General features: G+C 65.2%; 17 protein-coding genes, 1 tRNA gene and 3 riboswitches. Of the genes, 4 read left to right on the top strand and 14 right to left on the bottom strand.

Going from position 1 to position 20,933, the window contains the following annotated elements; translation table 11 throughout:
* Positions 1–28 precede the first annotated feature (28 nt).
* The 10 genes from BLS61_RS23795 to BLS61_RS02290 all read right to left on the bottom strand — a co-directional run bounded on the left by BLS61_RS23795 (position 29) and on the right by BLS61_RS02290 (position 11,389).
* Entirely contained in the window at positions 29–268 is a 240-nt protein-coding gene (locus tag BLS61_RS23795; RefSeq protein WP_341844473.1) for a DUF2726 domain-containing protein, read from the bottom strand.
* 330 nt (positions 269–598) lie between these two features.
* Positions 599–672: transfer RNA gene (locus tag BLS61_RS02330), tRNA-Gly, on the bottom strand.
* 85 nt (positions 673–757) lie between these two features.
* Positions 758–1,645, bottom strand: a complete 888-nt coding sequence (locus tag BLS61_RS02325; RefSeq protein WP_090426791.1) for an alpha/beta fold hydrolase — start codon at positions 1,643–1,645, stop codon at positions 758–760.
* A gap of 391 nt (positions 1,646–2,036) precedes the next feature.
* The gene (locus BLS61_RS02320; protein WP_090426787.1) at positions 2,037–2,729 is read right to left on the bottom strand and encodes a pseudouridine synthase; all 693 of its coding nucleotides are present in this window, start codon (positions 2,727–2,729) and stop codon (positions 2,037–2,039) included.
* 3 nt (positions 2,730–2,732) lie between these two features.
* On the bottom strand, positions 2,733–2,939 hold the full coding sequence (locus tag BLS61_RS02315; protein ID WP_090426783.1) for a cysteine-rich CWC family protein: 207 nt from the start codon (positions 2,937–2,939) through the stop codon (positions 2,733–2,735).
* Positions 2,939–4,408: a sensor domain-containing diguanylate cyclase gene (locus tag BLS61_RS02310; RefSeq protein WP_090426780.1), complete on the bottom strand. Its 1,470-nt coding sequence runs from the start codon at positions 4,406–4,408 to the stop codon at positions 2,939–2,941. Before BLS61_RS02310 ends, BLS61_RS02315 begins: the two co-directional genes overlap by 1 nt.
* A 586-nt stretch (positions 4,409–4,994) precedes the next feature.
* Positions 4,995–8,705 carry an urea carboxylase gene (uca, locus tag BLS61_RS02305; protein WP_090426885.1) on the bottom strand — a complete coding sequence of 1,237 codons (3,711 nt, stop codon included), beginning with the start codon at positions 8,703–8,705 and terminating at the stop codon, positions 4,995–4,997.
* Between the two features lie 165 nt (positions 8,706–8,870).
* On the bottom strand, positions 8,871–9,506 hold the full coding sequence (locus BLS61_RS02300; protein ID WP_090426777.1) for an urea amidolyase associated protein UAAP2: 636 nt from the start codon (positions 9,504–9,506) through the stop codon (positions 8,871–8,873).
* A gap of 10 nt (positions 9,507–9,516) precedes the next feature.
* Positions 9,517–10,245, bottom strand: a complete 729-nt coding sequence (locus BLS61_RS02295) for an urea amidolyase associated protein UAAP1 (RefSeq protein WP_090426774.1) — start codon at positions 10,243–10,245, stop codon at positions 9,517–9,519.
* Positions 10,246–10,321: 76 nt separating this feature from the next.
* Positions 10,322–11,389, bottom strand: coding sequence for a putative urea ABC transporter substrate-binding protein (locus BLS61_RS02290; protein WP_090426771.1), 1,068 nt, complete (start codon positions 11,387–11,389; stop codon positions 10,322–10,324).
* A gap of 67 nt (positions 11,390–11,456) precedes the next feature.
* Positions 11,457–11,556: riboswitch (guanidine-I (ykkC/yxkD leader) on the bottom strand.
* Between the two features lie 333 nt (positions 11,557–11,889).
* Here BLS61_RS02290 and BLS61_RS02285 point away from each other — a divergent pair.
* Positions 11,890–12,915 (top strand): isopenicillin N synthase family dioxygenase, encoded by a 1,026-nt coding sequence (locus BLS61_RS02285; RefSeq protein ID WP_090426768.1) that lies wholly within the window; start codon positions 11,890–11,892, stop codon positions 12,913–12,915.
* On the top strand, positions 12,912–13,844 hold the full coding sequence (locus BLS61_RS02280) for a hypothetical protein (RefSeq protein ID WP_090426763.1): 933 nt from the start codon (positions 12,912–12,914) through the stop codon (positions 13,842–13,844). Before BLS61_RS02285 ends, BLS61_RS02280 begins: the two co-directional genes overlap by 4 nt.
* 163 nt (positions 13,845–14,007) lie before the next feature.
* On the opposite strand, the gene BLS61_RS02275 is transcribed toward BLS61_RS02280, so the two are convergent.
* The 3 genes from BLS61_RS02275 to BLS61_RS02265 all read right to left on the bottom strand — a co-directional run bounded on the left by BLS61_RS02275 (position 14,008) and on the right by BLS61_RS02265 (position 17,212).
* Positions 14,008–14,832 (bottom strand): ABC transporter ATP-binding protein, encoded by an 825-nt coding sequence (locus BLS61_RS02275; RefSeq protein WP_090426882.1) that lies wholly within the window; start codon positions 14,830–14,832, stop codon positions 14,008–14,010.
* 41 nt (positions 14,833–14,873) lie between these two features.
* Entirely contained in the window at positions 14,874–15,689 is an 816-nt protein-coding gene (locus tag BLS61_RS02270) for an ABC transporter permease (RefSeq protein WP_003245663.1), read from the bottom strand.
* Positions 15,690–15,875: 186 nt separating this feature from the next.
* Positions 15,876–15,976, bottom strand: a riboswitch (guanidine-I (ykkC/yxkD leader).
* A 174-nt stretch (positions 15,977–16,150) separates the two neighbouring features.
* The gene (locus tag BLS61_RS02265; RefSeq protein WP_090426760.1) at positions 16,151–17,212 is read right to left on the bottom strand and encodes a putative urea ABC transporter substrate-binding protein; all 1,062 of its coding nucleotides are present in this window, start codon (positions 17,210–17,212) and stop codon (positions 16,151–16,153) included.
* Between the two features lie 53 nt (positions 17,213–17,265).
* Positions 17,266–17,382, bottom strand: a riboswitch (guanidine-I (ykkC/yxkD leader).
* A gap of 229 nt (positions 17,383–17,611) precedes the next feature.
* On the opposite strand from BLS61_RS02265, the gene BLS61_RS02260 reads away from it, so the two are divergent.
* Positions 17,612–18,055, top strand: a complete 444-nt coding sequence (locus BLS61_RS02260; protein WP_090426757.1) for a hypothetical protein — start codon at positions 17,612–17,614, stop codon at positions 18,053–18,055.
* Between the two features lie 3 nt (positions 18,056–18,058).
* On the opposite strand, the gene BLS61_RS02255 is transcribed toward BLS61_RS02260, so the two are convergent.
* Entirely contained in the window at positions 18,059–18,970 is a 912-nt protein-coding gene (locus BLS61_RS02255) for a LysR family transcriptional regulator (RefSeq protein WP_090426755.1), read from the bottom strand.
* Between the two features lie 97 nt (positions 18,971–19,067).
* On the opposite strand from BLS61_RS02255, the gene BLS61_RS02250 reads away from it, so the two are divergent.
* Positions 19,068–20,855 (top strand): alkyl/aryl-sulfatase, encoded by a 1,788-nt coding sequence (locus BLS61_RS02250; protein ID WP_090426754.1) that lies wholly within the window; start codon positions 19,068–19,070, stop codon positions 20,853–20,855.
* Positions 20,856–20,933: the final 78 nt, after the last annotated feature.

The raw sequence follows: 20,933 nt of genomic DNA, 5'->3' as shown, positions 1-20,933 counted from the left end.
TTTTATTTGGCTAGGGGTAATTTGATACTTAATTTTTCTCTCTTGAACCGCACTCAGGAAAGGTAAGTTGTATTTGATTGGCTGATGGCATTATCTCGCATCGCCATCTGATTACCCTGATTCCCGCCGCTGTTAAAGCTTTGTCTTTCTTTGCATCTGCTTGGTGTCGGTCTTCATCCAGATAGTGAGACTTGTCATCAAGCTCAATGGCGGCAACTGTGTTTAGTTCTTTGTCTACTACAACAAAGTCCACACTCATTCGGCTGATGCGTGCAAACTATAATTTGAAGCTGTGTCCCCTCTTGATACTGACAAGTTGGGATAGCTGCACCTGGGTAAATATGTGGTAACCGGGGAGGGCTTCGCGTAGACGTTCGAACAGTATCTGTTCGGTATCTGTGATCAGCTTGCGCTTCTGGAACGGCCATTCACCTTCAGGGTCATAGTGAAAAGGGGACAGATTTATTTCCTGTCTAGCGCCTGTCCTGCCTGATCGCAAAGCGCCATCTTTCCCGGCCTCGACCCTTGCGGTCAAGCCCTTCAAACGCCAGAAACGAAAAAGCCCCGTCAGAGATGACGGGGCTTTTGCTTGGCTGTCTGGAGCGGGTGATGGGAATCGAACCCACGGCTCTAGCTTGGGAAGCTAGGGTATTACCATTATACGACACCCGCAGCGGGTGCCTTTATACCGGAACCTGCGGCGAAAATGAAGGGCGAACCGGGACCTGTCGTGCAGCCGGTTCGCCTCCACGTCTGTTCATACCGCAACGGCCTGTAGTTCCTGCAGCTCGCCGCGAGTCGGCAGTTGAAGGCGTTTGCTGGGGGCGTTGAAGAAGTCCAGCAGTATGCGCTGGGTCTGCAGCCAGGCGGCCTTGTGTTCCATGTCGAGGAAGTGGCCGGCGTCGTCGATCACGGCGAACTGGGCGTTGTCGATGTGCTGGGCGAACAGGCAGGCGTCTTCCACCGAGGTGTATTCATCTCGGTCGCCGTTGACGAACAGCAGCGGTATGTCGATGGCCTGCAGGCACTCCATGCTGCAGTGCGCTTCCATGTTCAGCACCTGCTTGATGTGGGCGTACATCTGCCGGTATTCGTGCTCGTCCAGGGTGCTGACGTGCTTGTGGTTGAAGCGCTTGAACAGCGACGGCAGGTGCTTGCCGATGGTGCTGTTGACCAGCAGGGCGATGTTGTCGCGATCCACGGCGTTCAAGAAGCGCAGGCCTTTATGCAGGTAGTCGAGCATCGGCACGTTGAGGATTGGCGAGAAGGAGCAGATCGCCGCCTTTTCCAGCGTGGCCGGGCGCTGGGCCAGGGCGAGCATGGAGGCGACGCCGCCCCAGGAGAAGGACATCAGGTAGTTGGCGCCGTAGTGGTCGATCAGCTTGAGCAGGATGGCCGCTTCGTCTTCCTTGCTGATGGGCGTGAAGTCGCTGTTGTGCGGCTTCGATTGGCCGGCATAGGGCAGGTCGAAGGCCACCACGTTGAACTGCGGTTGCAGGTACTTGACCGTTTGCGCGAACGAGGCGGTGGTCGCCAGGGAGCCGTTGACCAGGATGATGGTCTTGCTTGCTGCCGGGTTGCCGTAGAACTCCGTGTGTACCTTGTGCTTCCTGTTGATCTCGACGACTGCGGTTTCTGGCCTCATGTCGTTTCCTCCTGGCGCAAGTGGGTCAAGGCGAGCGGGCGGCCGTTCGCATTTGATTGAGCAGTCAGAAAAGCGCCTGAGCGTGACAGCTTGATGTCAGGCTGGAGATTTTTATAAGTATAGGAATTTCAAGCAGTTAGGATCGAAACAGACGAGCGCTCCAGGCCGTTTCAGGGGCATTGGAGAGGGCGGTGTTACCAGGCAGGAATCCAATCGGCGCAGGGCGCCAGCAACTGAAAGAACGTTTCGCTGTCTCGTAGTGACCGATTGGTCATCTCGAGACTTGTGATTCGATTCAAGCAGTTGCCTTGCAACCACGCAAGGGCGAGTCACATCTTTATCCTGTTTTCGGCCTACCGTTGGTCGGGTCGTGAGGTTCGACCTGTGGCGATCAGACGCTGGCGATTTCCGCCGCTGTCAGGGCGCGGTACTGGCCGGGCGCCAGCTGCGGGTCGAGAACGATCTCGCCCATGCTTTCTCGATGCAGTGCAACCACCCGATTGCGGAAGTGGCCGAACATGCGCTTGACCTGGTGGTAGCGGCCCTCGAACAGGGTCAGCCGGGCGCTGTGGCTGCCCAGTATGTCGAGCTGGGCGGGCAGGGTGGTGAGATCTTCGAAGGCGAAGTACAGGCCGCGCTCGAACACCTCGGCGTATTCGCCGGTGATCGGCTGTTCGGTGGTGACGTGGTAGACCTTGGGCTTGCGCTGCTGTGGCTGGGTGATGCGCCGCGACCAGCGCCCGTCATTGGTGATCAGCAGCAGGCCGCTGGTGTTGAGGTCCAGACGCCCGGCCAGGTGCAGGTCGTGCTTGTCCGGCTCGTCGAGCAGGTCGAGCACGGTGCGGTGTTCGTGGTGCTCAGTGGCGCTGACCACGCCGACCGGCTTGTGCAGCATCCAGTAGCGCGCGCTGCGCCCGGCCTGCAGCAGTTCGTCGTCCAGCTCGACGCGGTGGAAGTCGCGGATGTCGTGGCGTGGGTCGCACACCACCGCGCCGTCCACATGCAGGCGCCCGGCGCTGATCAGCAGGCGGCTGTCCTGGCGGCTGAAGCGCGGGAAGTTGCTGAGGAAGCGATCCAGGCGCATGGCTCAGTCTCGCTCCTCGCCTTTGACGGCAGCAACGGCACCGGCGCAGGCGGGGCAGAGGCAGGCCTGGTCGCGTTGCTCGGGCGTCAGGCGCTGCAGGGCGGCGGGGTCGATTTGCGCCTCGAAGCACCAGCAGGGTTCGTCGCTGCGGCCGGCGGCGATGCTGCACCGGTTGGGCTTGCCGCACAGCGGGCAGTGCTCGGCGTCCATCAGTGCTCTTCGCAGACGCGGTCGCGCCCACCCTGTTTGGCCCGGTAAAGCGCACGGTCGGTGCGGCCGAGCAGGTCGTGTAGGGCTTCGCCCGGCTGCCACTGGCTGAGGCCCAGGCTGACGGTGACCTGCAGCGTTTCGTCGCCCACCGGGTAGCGCTGCGCGGCGCAGTACTGGCGCAGCTTTTCGGCCAGCTCGTGAGCAGCGTGGCGGTCGGTATTCTTCAGCAGCAGGATGAATTCCTCGCCGCCCCAGCGGCAAAGTATGTCGGACTGGCGCAGCGCGGCGCGCAACTGCTCGGCGAAGCGGCGCAGCACCTCGTCACCGGCCAGGTGGCCGTGCTGGTCGTTGATCAGCTTGAAGTTGTCCAGATCGAGCAGCACCGCGCACAGCGGGCTGCTGTCGCGCTGCGCCTCCTGCATTGCCTGTTCCACGTGCAGTTCGAAGCCGCGGCGATTGGGCAGGTCGGTGAGGCTGTCGGTGGTGGCCAGGGCGGCGATCCGTTGCTGGTAGCGGCGGATCGCCAGGCTCACCAGGGTCAGCACGATGACGGTGACCAGCAGGCAGATCAGCAGGTTGAGATAGAGACTGTGGCGGACGCCGGCCAGTGCGCCTTCTTCGTGCTTGTCGACGTACAGGAACCAGTCGAGCTCGGGAATGTAGCGCACGTTGAGGAAGTGGCTGCGTCGGTGTTCGTCGTAGCGATAGTTGCCGCTCCTGGGTTGCGGCAGTACGGCCAGCAGGGTTTCCAGGCCGGGCACTTCGCTCAGGGGGTGGCCGCGACGGGCGCCCATGGGGCCGCCTTCGACGCCGGTGAGCACCAGATGGCCTTCGCGATCGGTGAAGAAGATCGTGCGGTCGTAGCGCTGCTGGTAGTCGTCCACCAGCTTGACCACGGCATCCACGGTGAGCCCGACGCCGGCCACGCCGATGAAGCGGTCCTGGTAGTCGAATACCTTGAAGTTGATGAAGAAGGTCAGCCGATCGTCATTGGCCATGTCCGGGTCGACGCTGATCTCGTACGGGGCGTCCATGCTGCGCACGCGGAAGTACCAGGCATCGCGTGGCTGGTCTTCCCGCACCTGCTTGAGCACGCCCTTGGCCTGGTAGTAGGTGCGGGTTTGCTCGGAGATGAAAAAGGCGGTGAAGGTGCCGTAGTGATCCTGGATCTCGCGCAGGTAGCGGGTGACGGGCTGCGGGTCCTGCTCGCCGGCCAGCGCCCAGTCGCGCAGGAAGGTGTCACGCGACATCATCGAGGCGATCTGCGTCGGGCGGATCAGGTCTTTCTGGATCTCGGAGTAGATGGTGTCCGAGGTCAGCGGCAGTTCGGTGTTGACGATGTTCTGGCGGATGCTGTCGCGCGAGGCGTAGTAGCTCAGCAGCGAGGTGGTGAGAAAGCCGCTGCTGAGCAGGAACAGAAGCAGTAACACCAACGAGATTTGCGTGTGCCGTTTGGGGCGCAGAAGCATGAGCGAGTCCGGGAGCGGGCTAATGGCGTGATGCTAGCTTGCCAGAAGGGGATAGTGCCAGTTGTGATCACGATCGGTGTGGTTATGGGGTGTGGATGAAAGTTGGGGTTATGCCAATCCGGCACGGCGAGCAAGGCAGCCTTGCGTAGGAGCCCCGCCTCGGGGTGAAGCTTTGCGAGGCGTCGTCAGCCAGCTTCGCGGCGGGGCGCCGCTCCTACGGATTGGGTGCATCGACAGTTAACCGGGTGGCTGGTTTCCCGGGTTTCATCCGGACTACGGACTGTAGGAGCGGATTTATCCGCGATTGGGGTTGCCGGTATTGCGGTGGGGCATGAGGCGGCCGCGGCTAAAGCCCCTCCCACAGGGAGGTCGATGGACTTGGGGAGTGTTGTGAAAACGCGACCAACACTTCTTCGGCAGGGAATCGGCGTTTGTGTGGATCGCGGCTGAAGCCGCTCCTACGATGCAGTTGCAGGGGGCGCGGCTGAAGCGGAATGCCGCCCAGCCGCTCCTACGCTGTCGCGGCTGAAGCGCCTCCCACAAGGGTTGCTCAGGTCCTGTGGGAGGCGCTTCAGCGGCGAGCTTTTCAGGCTTCCTCCAGCACCACCACGCGCTGCCCGGCGCGTACCGGCGAGCCGGGCTGCACACGCACCTCGCGCACGGTGCCGGCTACCGGTGCGGTCAGCGGAATCTCCATCTTCATCGATTCGAGAATCACCAGCACGTCGCCGGCCTGCACCTGTGCGCCTGCCTCGACCTGCACCTGCCAGAGGTTGCCGGCGATATGGCTGTCGATGCCGTGCTGACCAGCGCTCAGCGGGGCGTCATCGCCAAGCTCGGCGGCCACTTCCTCGACTTCGAAATGCGCCTGACCCGATTCGATCCAGCGCTGGCGCTCGGCGTCGAAAGCCGCGCGCTGCTGCTGACGGAAGGCGGCGATGCCCTCTGCTTCTTCATCGAGAAAGCGCTGGTAGTCGGCCAGGGCCAGTTCGCTGTGCTCGATGCGCAGCGGGTAGCGGCCCAGCGGGAAGTCGCGGCGGATGCGCAGCAGTTCGTCGGCACTCACCGGGTAGAAGCGGATCTGGTCGAAGAAGCGCAGCAACCAGGGCTTGCCGTCGAAGGCCTCGACCGCGCGGTAGCGGTTCCACATCTGCAGGGTACGGCCGACGAACTGGTAGCCGCCGGGGCCTTCCATACCGTACACGCACATGTAGGCACCGCCGATGCCGACGGAGTTTTCCGCCGTCCAGGTGCGCGCCGGGTTGTACTTGGTGGTGACCAGGCGATGGCGCGGGTCCAGCGGGGTGGCCACCGGCGCGCCGAGGTAGACGTCGCCCAGGCCCATCACCAGGTAGCTGGCGTCGAACACGGTGCGGTACACCTCGTCGAGGTTCGGCAGGTCGTTGATGCGGCGGATGAACTCCAGGTTGCTCGGGCACCAGGGGGCGTCCTTGCGCACGGTGGTCATGTATTTCTCGATGGCAAGCGCGCAGGCCGGGTCGTCCCAGGACAGCGGCAGATGGACGATGCGCGACGGCACCTTGAGGTCGCGCGCGGCGCATACCGCGTCCCACTCGCCGGCGACGATGTCGAGCAGCGCCTGCAGTGGCAGAGTCTCCGGCTGGTAGTGCACCTGCAGCGAGCGAATGCCGGGGGTGAGGTCGATCACGCCGGCGAGCTGCTTGGTTTCCAGCGCCTGCATCAGCGCATGGCCACGGAAGCGCAGTACCAGGTCCAGCTCCGGTTGGCCGATTTCCAGGAGCAGGTGGGTGTCGCCGGACAGGCGTGCGACCAGGCGGGTGTCGGCCTGGCCGATATCCAGCACGATGGGGCTTTGTAGCCCGGATGCAATCCGGGATTCAGGCGCTGCGATTTCCCCGGATTGCATCCGGGCTACGGTCGCGTCTGTAGGAGCGGATTTATCCGCGATTGGTGTGTCAGCTATATCGCGGCTGAAGCGGAGCGCCGCCCGGCCGTTCCCACGGAGAGTGTTGCATTCGCTGGCACTGGCTTTGGCCAACTCCCGCGCCGTGGCGATATCCACCGGCACGAAGCGCACCTTGTCGCCGGCCTTGAGCTGGCCGAGCTGCCACAGGTCGGCCTCGATGATGGTCACCAGGCAGACGAAGCCGCCCAGGCTGGGGCCGTCCGGGCCGAGGATCACCGGCATATCGCCGGTAAAGTCCACCGCGCCGATGGCGTAGGGGTTGTCGTGGATATTGGACGGGTGCAGGCCGGCTTCGCCGCCGCTGTCGCGCACCCATTCCGGTTTCGGCCCGATCAGGCGCACGCCGGTGCGGCTGGAGTTGAAGTGCACTTCCCACTCGGTGGCAAGGAAGCTGTCTACATAGCCGGGTGTGAAGTATTCCGGCGCGCCGTGCGGGCCGTAGATCACGCGCAGCTCGCGTACCGCCGGCAGGGCCGGGCAGAGTTCGCCGGGCAGTCGTGCGTCGCTGCCGGTATCGGCCAGCGGCAGCAGGTGCAGCACGTCGCCGGCGCGCAGGGCGCGGCCGCCGTGGCCACCGAACTGACCGAGGGTGAAGGTGCTCTTGCTGCCCAGGTAGTCCGGCACCTGAATGCCGCCGCGAACGCTCAGGTAGCTGCGCGCGCCGCTGCCCGCGATGGTGCCGAGCGCCAGGGTGCTGCCGGCCTCGATCAGCAGCGCGGTGTTCATCGGCTGTTCCACGCCATCGATGTTCAGCGGAATCTCGGCGCCGGTGACGGCGACCACGGCGTCCGTATTGAAGCGCAGGGTTGGGCCGCTCATGGTGATTTCCAGGCCGGCGGCGCCCTCTGCGTTGCCCAGCAGGCGGTTGCCCAGGCGCAGGGCGCGATCATCCATCGGCCCGGACGGCGGTACGCCCACGGCCCAGTAGCCGAGGCGGCCTGGATAGTCCTGCACGCTGGTCTGGGTGCCGGCGCTGAGCACTTCGAAGGTGCTGGCGTGATAGACGAGGTTTTCCAGGCAGCGGGTCCAGGGATGGCCGCTGGCGAAAGGCGCATCGCTGAGGATCTGGCGCAGGTAGTCGCGGTTGCATTCCACGCCGTAGAGCACGGAATCGCCAAGGGCCTTGTCCAGCGCGGCGCTGGCCTGCTCGCGGCTTGGCGCCCAGGTGATCAGCTTGGCGATCATCGGGTCGAAGTAGGGCGGAATCTCGCAGCCGGCCTCGACCCAGGTGTCGATACGCAGCGCCTTGCCGTCGGCTTCGGGGAACTGCACGGCGGTGAGCAGGCCGGGGCTGGGCTGGAAATCGCGGCCCGGGTCTTCGGCGTACAGCCGCGCCTGGATGGCGTGGCCGGATGGCTTCAGGCCCTTGGCCAGTTCGCTCAGCGGCGGCAGATCACCGGCCGCCAGTTCGATCATCCAGCGCACCAGGTCGACGCCCCACACCTGTTCGGTGACGCCGTGCTCGACCTGCAGGCGGGTGTTCACTTCGAGGAAGTAGAAACGCTCGGCCTCGCTGTCGTAGACGAATTCGACGGTGCCGGCGCTGCGGTAATTCACTGCCTTGGCCAGCTTGATCGCCGCCGCGCACAGCGCCTCATTCATGCCGGCCGGGAGGTTCGGTGCCGGGGTTTCTTCCAGCACCTTCTGGTTGCGCCGTTGTACCGAGCAGTCGCGCACTCCGAGGGCGAGCACCTCGCCCTGGCCGTCGCCGAATACCTGCACTTCCAGGTGGCGGGCGCGCTGGATGTATTTCTCGATAAATACGCCGCTGTCGCTGAAGTTGTTCTGCCCCAGGCGCTTGACCGCCTCGAAGGCTTCGCTGAGTTCGGCGGCCGAGCGGCAGACGCGCATGCCGATGCCGCCACCGCCGGCAGTGCTTTTCAGCATCACCGGGTAGCCGACCTGTTCGCCGGCCTTGAGCGCGGCGTCGAGGTTTTCCAGCAATTCGGTGCCTTCGAGCATGGGCACGCCATGTTGCTTGGCCAGGGCGCGGGCGGTGTGCTTGAGGCCGAATACGCGCAGTTGCTCGGGCGTCGGGCCGACGAAGGCGATGCCGGCCGCTTCGCAGGCTGCGGCGAAGGCGGCGTTCTCGGAGAGAAAGCCGTAGCCGGGGTGGATGGCCTGCGCGCCGCTGGCCTTGGCCACGGCGAGAATCTTGTCGACCACGAGGTAGGTCTGCGCGGCGGGGCCGTCGCCGAGGCAGAAGGCTTCATCGGCCTGCTGGATATGCAGGCTGGCGGCGTCGGCCTCGGCATACACGGCCACGCCGCTGACGTTCAGTTCACGCAGGGTGCGCAGGATGCGGCAGGCAATGGCGCCACGGTTGGCGATCAGGAGTTTGTCGAACATCTTCATTGACCCTCGAAGGGCGTGGCGGGCCGTCCCGCCGTCATTCGTCATGTGCCACGGTCGTCCGTGGTGAAAATCCGGGTGATGCGTGTTGCGCGTGCTGCGGACAAATTTTGTAGGGCGGGTGAAACCCGCCGGGCCTTGGCGGGTTTCACCCGCCCTACGTCAGTTCCACACCAGCACTTCGGCCGGCGTCGGGTTCCAGCCGTTGCAGGGGTTGTTCAGTTGCGGGCAGTTGGAGATCAGCACGATCACGTCGGTCTCGGCCCTGAGTTCCACGTACTTGCCGGGCGCGGAGAGGCCGTCCTCGAAGGTCAGGCCGCCCTCCGGCGTTACCGGCACGTTCATGAAGAAATTGATATTGGCGCCGAGGTCGCGCTTGCTCAGGCGGCCGTCGTGCAGGCTGGCGCGCAGGAAGTTGTCGCGGCAGCTGTGCATATAGCGCTTCTCGAGTGCATACCTGACGGTGTTGCTCTCCTGCGCGCAGGCGCCGCCGAGGGTGTCGTGGCGCCCGCAGGTGTCGGCGACTATGGTCAGCAGCGGCTTGCCAAGATTGGAGTAGAGCACCGTGCCGGTGGTGAGGTAGACCTTGTTCTGCTTGCGCAGGGTGCGCTGCGGGTCGAAGCGCTCGCGCGGGTTTTTCGCCGCGAAGAACAGGGTGTCGATCGCCTGGTTGCCTTCCAGATCATGCAGGCGCAGGGTCTGCCCGGCCTTGACCTCGAACAGGTAGGGTTCGCCCGCCGGGATGGTGTGGCGGAACACGGCGGTTTCAGGATGCAGGTTGCTTGCGGTCAGGCTCATGTCGGCATCCTCAGAGGTACTGGCGTTCGGTGTTGTGAAAGCCCCGGCCGTTCTCCGGGCGCGAGGTGCGGCAGAGCAGGGTGATACCGTCACTGGCAACCTTGCTCCAGGCGAGCTGCACCGGCTTGGGCGCGTACTGCGGGTTGGGGTCCATCGGGTGCTGCAGGGCGGTGAGCACCACCAGGGTGTCCATCGGCGCATACAGCTCGATATGGTCGCCGGCCCTGGAATTGTTCGGCTGGAAGTGGAAGACGCCATCGGCGTCGACCTCCACGCGGCTGAACAGGTTGAGGTTCATCAACAGGTCCTGCAGGTTCAGGTCCCACTTGCCCATTTCCACCAGCAGGTTGTCCATGCCGTTGCGGAAGAAGCCGTTGCGCAGTTCCTGGTAGCGGCCCTGGCCGTACTTTTCCAGCACCTCGTCGGCATTCAGCACGCCGCCGAAGCTGTCGTGCCAGCCGCAGGTATCGGCCGTGATCGCCGCCAGCACCTTGCCCATGTCCGAGTACAGGCAGTGGCCGGCGGTGAGTTTGGCGGTGTGCTGGCACTTGAGGGTGTCCGGCAGGTTCAGCCGCTCGCTTTTCTCAAGGGCGTTGAACAGCAGCAGGCTGACGTTGGCGCCGCCTTCGATATCGGTGATGCGCAGCAACTGGCCGCGCTTGAGCACGAAGGAAGTGTGGCCGCCGCCGGGGACGGTTTCCTCATAGAGGGTGGGGCGCAGGGTAAGGGCAGTTGTCATGGGTACCTCGAGATCAAAGCCGTATCGTCAGGCGCCGGCAGTGGCGCCTGATCATCGTTGCGAGGGGGCGTGAGGGTCAGAGCTTGCCGTCGACGGCCATCTGTATGTAGCTCGGGTCGAAGCGCAGCTTGATGTTGGCGCTGTCGCCGGTAGTCACGTCGCCCGCGAAGGTCATGCCGATGGCGTCAGCGCTGCGCGCGCCTTCACCGAGGATGCCGTGCTCGAAGCTGAAGTTGGCGACCTTGGTCATGGTCTCTGGCAGGGCCGGGCTGGTGACGAAGTCCAGGGTTTCCTTGGGTGTGTAGAACAGCTTGGTGGTCGCCAGCTGGGCCTGGAAACCGGCCAGGTCGGTACCGGAGGCCTTGGCCATTTCGGTCAGGGCTTCGGTGGCTTCGGGCGTGCCGGACTGCATCAGGTCGAGAATCTCGAACCAGGCGCCGACCAGGGCTTTGCCGAAGTCCGGGTTGTCCTTCAGCGTCTGGGTGTTGACCACCATCATGTCGAGGATTTCACCGGGAATCTTCGAAGAGTCGAACACCTCGGTGCTGCCCGGCTGGGCCTTGATCTCGGCGAGCATCGGGTTCCAGGTGGCGGCAGCCTGCACGCTGGGGGTGGTATAGGCGGCGATGATGTCGGCGTCGGAGGTGTTCACCACGCTCACGTCGCGCTCGCTCATGCCGGCGCTTTCCAGGGCGCGGGCGAGGAAGTAGTGGGAGACCGACAGCTCCACCAGGTTGACCTGCATGCCCTTGAGGTCGGCCAGGGTCTTGCCTTCGCCCTTGATCAGCAGGCCGTCGTTGCCGTTGGAGTAGTCGCCGACGATCAGCGCGGTGCTGTCCACGCCGCCGGCGGCGGGAATGGTCAGGGCGTCCATGTTGGTCATGGTGCAGCCGTCGAACTGACCGACGCTGTACTGGTTGATGGATTCCACGTAATCGTTGAGCTGCACGACATCGATGTCGATGCCGTACTTCTTCGCCCATTTGTCGATGATGCCGGAGGTGCTGGCATAGCCCCAGGGCATCCAGCCGGCGTAGAGCGTCCAGCAGACACTGAAGCTGTCTTTCTTCTCGGCGTGGGCGCTGAAGCTGAGCAGCGCGGCCAGACCGGCAGCGGCGAAGGAGAGCAGACGGTACTTGCGCATTGGAACCTCCAGTCTTGTTGAGTACGGGCAGGAGTCGCGGCACGTTTCGAATGGTTCGAAAGGCGCGTTCTCCCGGGCTTTTATCCCGCCGTGTAACCTCACTGGAGGTCGATGACTCTCGGACCAGTCACCCGCCTGCGCGGATCGGAACCCTAGTCATCCATTTCGCAAATTGTGGTGCCGCGATTCCGGGAAAACCCGGTTGTAACCTGCACACCTGAGCTTTAGCGAATAGCGTGCCAGCTCGCCGGAGCCCGTGGCTGCGCGCTTGGGCGATGTAGCTTGCGGTTTGCGTGCTGCCTGATGGGGCCTAGGTGGTGTTCATTGCACCGTTCGGGGGCAATTCGGCTCAAAGCACCGCGCCTTGGCGGCATGATGGCGGTGGCATGGAAATCGCTATCGACCCCGTTGCAGGGGCGGCCTTGCCGCCGCCCTCGGGACGACCCGACCCGCTGCTCGTCTGGACGACCAGGTAACTCACTTGTTCAAGGGAGATTGCCATGGCGCATACCCATTTCACCTCGATTCCCCTGATCGATGTCTCGGGCTTGTATAGCGAGCATTTTGCCGAGCGCCAGCGCGTAGCCGATGAGCTGGGCCGTGCCGCGCGCGAGGTCGGCTTCCTGCAGATTACCGGGCACGGCATTGCGCGTGAGCTGCGCGACGGTTTGGTCGACCAGGCGCGCCGCTTCTTCGCCCGCCCGCTGGAAGAGAAGATGCGTTTTTACATCGGCCAGTCGAGCAACCACAGCGGCTACGTGCCGGAGGGCGAGGAGCAGTTCGTCGGCGGCAGCAAGGATCTCAAGGAAGCCTACGACGTCAATTACGATTACACCGAGGCGGCGCAGGTCTATCCGCTGCTGGGCCCGACGCAGTGGCCGGACTCGGCGGACTTCAAGCGCGAGGTCAGCGCCTACTACCGCGCCGCGCTGGCGCTGGGCGACACGCTGTTTCGCGGCTTCGCCCTGGCGCTGGGGCTGGCCGAGGACACCTTCGCCGGCATCACCCGGCAGCCCACCAGCCAGTTGCGCATGATCCATTACCCGCTCGATCCCGATCCGGTGGCCGACCGTCCCGGCATCGGCGCGCACACCGACTACGAGTGCTTCACCATTCTTCTGCCCACCGCCGAAGGCTTGCAGGTGCTCAACGGCGATGGGCAGTGGATCGACGTGCCGCTGGTGGAGGACGCCTTCGTGATCAATATCGGCGACATGCTCGAAGTGCTCAGCAACGGCCATTTCGTCGCCACCTCGCACCGCGTGCGCAAGGTCAGCGAGGAGCGTTTCGCCTTCCCACTGTTCTGCGCCTGCGACTACCCGACGCGCATCGCGCCGATCCCCGGCCTGCCGCCGCGCGGTGAGCGGGTGTACGCGCCGGTGAACTGTGGCGACCACCTGTTCGCGCAGACGGCGCAGACCTTCCGCTATCTGCGTGAGCGGCTGGAGGACGGCTCACTGCAACTGCCGGATGGTACGGCAGGTTTGTCCAGCTTTGGTCAAGGCGGCCGGGAGGTGACGGCATGAACCTGCTGGAATTGGCTGCACGTTACCCGCAGCGCGCCGAGGGCGGTGTGCCGGACTGGATGCTCGGGCACTTTCGTCGGCGCAGCATCAGCTTCGCCGATGGCCGCAGCGACGAGCGCACCCAGGTGCACTGGCTGCAGAGCCGCAGCTTCACCATCGACCTGCGCCTGCCGGACGCACCCGCGCTACCGGTACGGGCCTGGCAGGACTACGACGCCGCCGAGCTGCGCCAGCTTGCCAACTATGAAGGCTGGGTGGCCGACAGCATCTGGGAGAACGGCTACCTGAGCTGGCGCGGCGGGGTGTCCCTGCAACTGCACAATCGCTGGCCGGAGCCGGCGCAGTTGCAGCGCATCGGCAACTGCATGATCGAGTTCGGCACCAGCGGCGCCTATGTCGAGGACTGGCGCCTGCAGGCCAGCGGCGGGCCGTTGATCGGCCTGCGTCTGCTGGAGGAGTGCGATGCCGAAACCGGCCAGGTGCTGCAGCGCGGCGGTGGCCTGATTCTCTGCGGCGACCGGCTTGGCTGGGTGCATGGGCGGGCGGTCGAGCCGGGTGAGTCAGCGCTGCAACTGCGTGAGCGCGCGGAGCGGGCACAGGGTGATGGACAGGCGCTGGCCGCGCTGTTCGACTGCGAAACCTTGCTGGCCTATGCCGATCAGCCGGGCCGGTATCGGGTGGCGCTATCCACCCAGCCGGCGCGGGTCGGGCAGCGCGTTTCGCTGGAGGGCTTCGAAATCCCGGCGGCCGGGCGCGTCTGCCAGCACCTGCAAAGGCCGGATGGCCTTGCGATGGTGCGCACCTTCCTCATCGATACGCTGGAGCCGGACTGGCGCGCCGATCTCGCCACGCCCTGTACCGACGAGGCGCAGTGCTGGTTTGCCGCGGAGGGGGAAACGCTGGCGCGCTATCTCGAGGTGTTGAGCTAGGAGAGCTTCCTTGCCGGAGGCACAGGTGGTGCGCACGGCGCACCCTACGTTCTGCAGCACGGTGTGCGCTTCGTAGGGTGCGCTGTGCGCACCAGGCTGGCCGCTCCGTAGCCCGGATGCAATCCGGGGAAACTGTCCCGATGATCCCCGGATTTCATCCGGGCTACGGTTCGTTGCGCGCGGCGATACGCTCGGCCAGCTCGCTGGGCAGTTGCACCTGCGCCCGGCGCGCCGCGTTCAGCGGAATGTCATAGGTGATCCGCGCCCCGTATGCACCGGGCGCCTGCGGGTCGTGGCGCACCTTGTCGAACACCAGCAGGCGGGTGCCGAGGCTGAAGCCTTCGGACAGGTCGTGGGTGACCATGAACACGGTCAGGCGGGTTTCCTGCCACAGCTCCAGCAGCAGCGCGTGCATGTCCTTGCGGATGCCGGGGTCGAGGGCGCCGAAGGGCTCGTCGAGCAGCAGCATGCGCGGTTGCATCACTAGCGCCTGGGCGATGGCCAGGCGTTGCTGCATGCCGCCGGAGAGCGCGCTGGGGTATCTGTTCAGGGCATGGCCGAGGCCGACCTTGGTGAGGATTTCCGCAGCGCGCTCGCGGGCCTCGCGCTTGGCGGCACCGAACAGCCGGCCCAGCAGCTTCGACTTCGGCAGTTCCAGGCCGAGGGCGACGTTGTCCAGCACGCTCAGATGCGGGAGTACCGAGTAACGCTGGAACACCACGCCCCGGCTCGGATCGGGCTCGTTGGGCAGCACCTGACCACGCAGCAGCAGTTCGCCGCGGCTCGGGCGTTCCTGGCCGAGGAGCATGCGCAGGAAGGTGGACTTGCCACAGCCGGAGGCGCCGACCAGGGTGCAGAATTCGCCTTCATTCACCTTGAGGTTGAGGCGTTCGAGCACGACCTGGTCGCCGTACTCCTGCCACAGGTTGCGCGCTTCGATGAAGGCGGTTGTCGCCGGGTTCGCGGCCGTAGCGCTGGATTCGCTCATGGCAGGTTCCCTCAGCGGGACGATATGTTGGCTGAACAGGGTCATGCCTTGCCTCCTTCATGCCAGGGGAAGCACAGGCGCAGCACCTGACGCAGGCCCAGGTCCATCAGCCAGGCCAGCAGGGTGATCCACACCACGTAGGGCAGGATCACGTCCATGGCCATGTAACGGCGCACCAGGAAGATGCGATAGCCGAGGCCGTCGGTCGAGGCGATGGCCTCGGCGGCGATCAGAAACAGCCAGGCCGAGCCGAGCATCAGGCGCAGCGAGATCAGCAGGCGCGGCAGCAGCTGCGGCAGCACCAGGCGCAGGATCAGCGTCCAGGTGTTGGCGCCGAGGGTCTGCGCCTTGATCAGCAGCTCGCCGGGAATTTCGCGGGCGCGCTGTTCGATATCACGGGCGATGCAGGGAGTGATGCCGATGGCGATCAGCATCACCTTGGACAGCTCGCCCAGACCGAAGACGATGAACAGGATTGGCAGGATGGCCAGCGGCGGAATCATCGACAGCACCGTGAGCAGCGGTGACAGCGGTGCGCCGAAAAGCGGGATGCTGCCGGCGGCGATGCCCAGCACCAGGCCCAGCAGCGCGGCGATGCCCAGGCCCATGCCCAGGCGTTGCAGGCTGGAGGCAGTGTCCTGCCAGAACAGGTACTGGCCGCTGCGTTTGTCCTCGGTGAAGGCCAGGCGGTCGATGGCATCGACCATCTGGCTGGCGCTGGGCAGCAGCTTGTCGTTGGGGTTTTCGGCCAGGCGGGTGGTCGAGGCACTGAAGTAGACGAACAGCAGCAGGGCGAAGGGCAGCAGGATCAGCAGCAGGCGGCCGCTGCGATCCGGGTGGCGATTGATCAGGCGCATGGGGAGTCCTCGTCGGGCCTGGAGCGAAATGCCTGCGCCGCTAGCGGGCGCAAGGGCGTGCGGGCATCGGGCCTTTGGGATGGGTGGCCGATGGCCGCTGAAACGAGTGGGGCATACCCATGGTGAACCTCCAGTTGGACAGGGGGCGGGCAGGAGTGCGCGGCGGTTCCCCAAGGATGGGGCGCGTTCTCCCGGGCTTTTGTCCCGCCGTGTAACCTCGCTGGAGGTCGCCAGCTCTCGGACCAGTCGCTCGCGGGTGGCGAGCCGGAACCCTAGCCGGCTATTGGCAAATTGTGGTGCCGCGATCCCGGCGAGCCGGGTTGTTCCTGCACGGGCTGTTCTTAGCGAACATCGTGCCATGCACCGCGAAGCGCAGCAGGCGGCGCTCGCTCGGCTGGCGTCGGGGCATGCGATGCGCTCTGCTGGTGCATTGGGCTCGGGTCGTGCTGCCTGCTGGGGCGTCAGAGTGCGCCGTCGGCAGCCAACTGCATGTAGTCGTGATTGAAACGCAGCAGGATGCGCTGCGGGTTGCCCAAAGTCCGTTCACCGCTAAAGGCGATCCCCAGATTGGTCAGCCCCATGCCGCTCTTGCCCAGCAGGCCGTGGGCATCGGCGAAGCGCGCCACCCGTTGCATCAGATCCGGCAGCTTGCCGGTGCGCGCGAAGTTCAGCGCGGTGCGCGGCGAGTAGAACGAGCGCAGGGTACCCAACTGGGCCTCGAAGTCGTCCGCGGTGGTGTCGGCAGCGGCCGCCATTCTGGCCCGGGCCTCGCGCCCGGCCGGGGTGGGCAGGCCGAGCAGACGCTGGGTCTCGAACCAGGCGCCGGTCAGTGCGCGGCCGAATTCCGGGTGCTGCGCCAGGGTCTGGCTGTCGACCACGGTGAGGTCGAGGATTTCGCCGGGAATCAGATTGGAGCTGAACACCTGGCTGACTTCGGCCTTGCGGCGGATCTCGGAGAGGATCGGGTTCCAGGTGATCACCGCGTCGCCCTTGCCGGCGAGGAAGGCCTCGGCGATTTCGGTGTCGGAGACGTTGATGATGGTCACGTCGCTCTCCTCGAGCAGGGCCCACTCCAGCGCGCGGCTGAGCAGGTAATGCGACACCGAGTTCTCCACCAGCAGCACGCTCTTGCCCTTGAGGTCCTGGATGCGCAGGCCGCTGCCGCGCAGCAGCAGGCCGTCGGCGCCGTTGGAGAAGTCGCCGACGATCAGCGCGGTGCTGTCCTTGCCGGCGGCGGCGGGAATGGTCAGGGCATCCATGTTGGTCATGGTGCAGGCGTCGAACTGCCCGGCGCTGTAGCGTTCGATGGAACCGACGTAATCCGGCACTTCCTGCACCTGAATGTCGATGCCGTACTTGTCTGCCCACTTCTTCACGATGCCCTGTTCAGCGGCATAGCCCCAGGGCATCCAGCCGGCGAAGATCGACCAGCACAGCTTGAAGGTCTTGGGCGCGGCCTGGGCCGTTGGAGCGCCGAGCAGACAGGCGCAGAGCAGGGCGGTGAGCAGGGAGCGAATGGACATGGAAAACCTCTTGTCATGGACGAAAGCGGGAAAGCCGGCAGCCTGGCTGCGCGTTCTCCCGGGCTTTTGTCCCGCCGTGTAACCCCGCGGCTTCCCGCCGCTGCATGAGGTCGCCCACTCTCGGACCAGTCACTCGCCACTGGCGAGCCGGAACCCTAGTCGGCCATTGCGATTCGCTACCTGCGATCCGCATCGCGGATCGGCTCTCCGCTGCGGCTTCAAGCGAATGGCGTGCCAGCCCTGCCGTTGGCGCTGGGGCATGCTGCGCTTTTGCATGCCCCGTCACAGCCGACGAAGTGATCGCACCTGTCGCCGCCGGCGTTGTCTGATGCCTCAGGGGTTACCCTCCCGGAGGCCGACATCGGTCGGCGTCGTCCCAGCGGTCACAAGGAGGCCGCCATGCCCTACAAGATCCTGCTCTGCGCCTTGCTGCTGTCATTCGCCGGCTGCGCCGTTTACGGCGGCGGCTACGACCGTGGCTATCACAACGGCCATGCCTATCGATACCACGATGGCTACCGCCGTGATCACTATGCGCCACCTGTCTACGTGACGCCTCGCTATTACTATTACGAGGATCGCCGCCAGCATTACTACCCGGCGCCGCCGCGTCATGTGCCGGCACCGCCGCCGCGTCATCACTATGGCCACGATCATCGTTATCGCGATGGCTACAAGCGCCATGAGCAGCCGCGGCATGAACATCGGCGCGGCGCACGTCGGCAGGAACATCGTGGCGGGCAGGTGCAGCGCGGTTGGGACAGCGGTCGCGGCACGCAGCTGCGTTTTTCCAACGGACGCAGCAACGACCACCAGCAGCGCGGTGGCGAGCGCCGCTGGTAAGGCTCAACCCGCCGCGCGCGGGGTCACTGCATCCAGCCGACGAATCACCTCGACCATGGCCTGCGCCGCTGGCGATAGGCTGTGCCCGGCGCGGCTGACCAGGCCATAGGCCGACTGCTGCTGCAGGCTCGCCGGGGCCAGCGGCAACAGGCTCAGTTGGCCGGCTCCGACCTCTTCGGCGATCACGTCCCAGGGCGCCATGCTCAGCACGTCGCTGTCGGCCACCAGGCGCTTGAGCACGAGAAAGTTGTCGCACTGCACGCTCAAGGGTTGCGCGCGTCCGCTGGCGTGACCCAGGCTGCGCTCGACCGCCTGCGGCAACTGCGTGCCGGCCAGGGGAAAGTCCAGCAGGTCGCGCGGTTGTAGATCGCGCCGCTGCAATAACGGGTGCGCCGGGCGGCAGAACAGCACGCCCTGATGCACGCGCAGTGCTTCGATCTGCAACCGCGCATCGCCCTGCAGCTCGCGGATATCGGCGACGAACAGCTCGATGGCCGAGTCCAGCAGGCTGTCGCGCAGCTCCAGCCAGTTGCCGATGTCCAGCTTCACCTGCACCCGCGGATAGCGCTGCAGCAATTGCCCGAGGGCCTGCGGTATCAACCGTGCGGCCGGGTAGGGGCCGGCGCCGAGGCGCAGCTCGCCTGCCTCGAGATTGCCCAGCTGGTTGACTGCATTGCTCAACGCCAGGCTGCCGGCCAGCAGACGGCGGGCATGCTCCAGCACCAGGTGGCCGTGGGCGGTCAGGCTGATGCCGCGGCTATGGCGGTCCACCAGGCTGCAGCCGAGCTGCGCCTCCAGGGCCTGGATGCTGCGGCTCAACGCCGGCTGGCTGAGGTGCACGGCCTCGGCAGCGCGGGCGAAGTGACCCTGTTCGGCGAGGGCGACGAAGTGACGGAGCTGGCGTAGGTCGTTCATGCGCGTTATGCATTGGTTATTGGATTCGAATGCATTGGAATTATCAGGTGGCCTTTGCCAACCTGCCAGTACTTCAACAACAAGACGTCCTATCGCCATGAGCACCTTCTCTCGCCTTGGCGGCCTGCTGCTGGCCGCTGCCTTGCCCCTGGGCGCACAGGCCGAACTGCCGGCCGAGCGTATCGAGCCGAGCATTCACGCCGAACTGGCCGCGCACACCCGGCACTTCGCCCAGCAGATCTACCGCGTCGCGGGCAACGTCCATTCGGCGGTCGGCTGGCAGCTGGGCAACGTGGTGATGATCGAGGCGCCCGAGGGGCTGATCATCGTCGACACCGGCGAGTCGGTCAGCGAGTCGCGCAAGATCATGGCCGAGTTCCGCAAGCTCAGCGACAAGCCGGTCAAGGCGGTGGTCTACACCCACTTCCACCCGGATCACATCAACGGCGTGCAGGCGTTCGTCAGCCGCGAGCAGGTCGAGCGCGGCGAGGTGCATATCTATGCCCACGAGACGCTGCTGCAGAACGTGGTGGCGCAGGGCGCGCTGGTCGGGCCGATCCTCGGCGTGCGCTCGGCCTACAGCTTCGGCTCGTTCCTGCCGGCCAGCGATCAGGAGGGGATGAACGCCGGTATCGGTCCGCTGGCCAAGGCCGAGCCGTCGTCGTTCATCGCGCCGACCGTGACCTTTGGCGAACGCCTGGACACCAGGATCGCCGGTCTCGATGTGCAGTTTCTGCACGTCCCCAGCGAGGCGCCGGACGAGATCATCCTGTACCTGCCGGACAACCGCGTGCTGATCAGTGCCGAGGTCGATCAGGGGCCGACCCTGCCGAACATCCATACGCTGCGCGGCACCAGGTTCCGCGACCCGGTGCAGTGGGTCGAGAGCCTGGACAAGCTGCGCGCCTACCGGGCCGAGCATATGGTGCCGCTGCATGGTCGCCCGGTCAGCGGACAGGACAAGGTCGAGGAAGTGCTGCGCATGACCCGCGACGGTATCGCCTACATCCATGACCAGACCGTGCGCTGGATGAACAAGGGCCTGACCCCGGACGAGCTGGTGGAGAAGGTCAAGCTGCCGCCGCACCTGGCCGGCTACACGCCTTATCTGCGCGAGTACTACGGCACGGTGAAGCACAGCGTACGGCAGATCTACAACGGCTACCTGGGCTGGTTCCAGGGCGACCCGGTGGCCCTCGACCCGACCCCGCCGCGGCAGCAGGCCGAGCGGCTGATCGCCCTGGCCGGCGGTCGTGAAAAGCTGTTGTTGGAGGCTGGCAACGCCTATCTGAAGGGCGACTATCAGTGGGCCGCCGAGCTGGCCGGCTACGCCATCCGCGTCGACCACGACGACAAGCTGGCGCGCGAGATCAAGGCGCGCAGCTTTCGCAAGCTGGGTTACGCCAGCATGAACATCAACTGGCGCAACTGGTATCTGATGAGCGCCATGGAACTGGAGGGCAAGCTCGACGGTGATGCCATCCGCCAGCGCTCGGTTGAGATGCGCGAGGTTTTCCTCTCGCCGGACATGGTGCGCAGTTTCACCCCGCAGAGCTTCCTGCAGAACTGGGTGACCCGCATCGACCCGCAGAAGGCCGGCGACCTCGAGTTGACCCTGGGCTTCAGCTTTCCCGATGTGGACGAGCAGTGGGCGCTGGAGGTCCGCCGTGGCGTCGCGCAGTTGCACAAGGGCATTCCCGAGGGCACCGAGCTACGCCTGAGCATGGACAAGCGCTTCATGGAAACCCTGCTGACCGGCGAGGGCGGCCTGGTCAAGGGCGCGCTGCTGGGCGATGTGAAGGTCGAGGGTAATCTGCTGGAGATTCGCCGTTTCCTCGCCTGCTTCGACTTCGCCGACGAGGCGTTCGGGCTGACGCTGCGTTAGCCCTCGGTTCGAAGCGGCAAGATCGGCGTTGTGTTTGCCATTCGCCGCGGGGGCGCGGCTCCTACAGGGCGTTCCCAC

This window comes from Ectopseudomonas guguanensis (assembly GCF_900104265.1).
Classification (GTDB): domain Bacteria; phylum Pseudomonadota; class Gammaproteobacteria; order Pseudomonadales; family Pseudomonadaceae; genus Aquipseudomonas; species Aquipseudomonas guguanensis.
Note: the sequence above shows the minus strand (reverse complement) of the source record. Positions and strands in the feature narration are given on the sequence as shown.

Excerpts from the sequence above, each read along its gene's own strand:
- BLS61_RS02325 (WP_090426791.1), bottom strand. The coding sequence starts at position 1,645 with ATGAGGCCAGAAACCGCAGTCGTCGAGATCAACAGGAAGCACAAGGTA.
- BLS61_RS02320 (WP_090426787.1), bottom strand. The coding sequence starts at position 2,729 with ATGCGCCTGGATCGCTTCCTCAGCAACTTCCCGCGCTTCAGCCGCCAG.
- BLS61_RS02315 (WP_090426783.1), bottom strand. The coding sequence starts at position 2,939 with ATGGACGCCGAGCACTGCCCGCTGTGCGGCAAGCCCAACCGGTGCAGC.
- BLS61_RS02310 (WP_090426780.1), bottom strand. The coding sequence starts at position 4,408 with ATGCTTCTGCGCCCCAAACGGCACACGCAAATCTCGTTGGTGTTACTG.
- uca (WP_090426885.1), bottom strand. The coding sequence starts at position 8,705 with ATGTTCGACAAACTCCTGATCGCCAACCGTGGCGCCATTGCCTGCCGC.
- BLS61_RS02300 (WP_090426777.1), bottom strand. The coding sequence starts at position 9,506 with ATGAGCCTGACCGCAAGCAACCTGCATCCTGAAACCGCCGTGTTCCGC.
- BLS61_RS02295 (WP_090426774.1), bottom strand. The coding sequence starts at position 10,245 with ATGACAACTGCCCTTACCCTGCGCCCCACCCTCTATGAGGAAACCGTC.
- BLS61_RS02290 (WP_090426771.1), bottom strand. The coding sequence starts at position 11,389 with ATGCGCAAGTACCGTCTGCTCTCCTTCGCCGCTGCCGGTCTGGCCGCG.
- BLS61_RS02285 (WP_090426768.1), top strand. The coding sequence starts at position 11,890 with ATGGCGCATACCCATTTCACCTCGATTCCCCTGATCGATGTCTCGGGC.
- BLS61_RS02280 (WP_090426763.1), top strand. The coding sequence starts at position 12,912 with ATGAACCTGCTGGAATTGGCTGCACGTTACCCGCAGCGCGCCGAGGGC.
- BLS61_RS02275 (WP_090426882.1), bottom strand. The coding sequence starts at position 14,832 with ATGAGCGAATCCAGCGCTACGGCCGCGAACCCGGCGACAACCGCCTTC.
- BLS61_RS02270 (WP_003245663.1), bottom strand. The coding sequence starts at position 15,689 with ATGCGCCTGATCAATCGCCACCCGGATCGCAGCGGCCGCCTGCTGCTG.
- BLS61_RS02265 (WP_090426760.1), bottom strand. The coding sequence starts at position 17,212 with ATGTCCATTCGCTCCCTGCTCACCGCCCTGCTCTGCGCCTGTCTGCTC.
- BLS61_RS02260 (WP_090426757.1), top strand. The coding sequence starts at position 17,612 with ATGCCCTACAAGATCCTGCTCTGCGCCTTGCTGCTGTCATTCGCCGGC.
- BLS61_RS02255 (WP_090426755.1), bottom strand. The coding sequence starts at position 18,970 with ATGAACGACCTACGCCAGCTCCGTCACTTCGTCGCCCTCGCCGAACAG.
- BLS61_RS02250 (WP_090426754.1), top strand. The coding sequence starts at position 19,068 with ATGAGCACCTTCTCTCGCCTTGGCGGCCTGCTGCTGGCCGCTGCCTTG.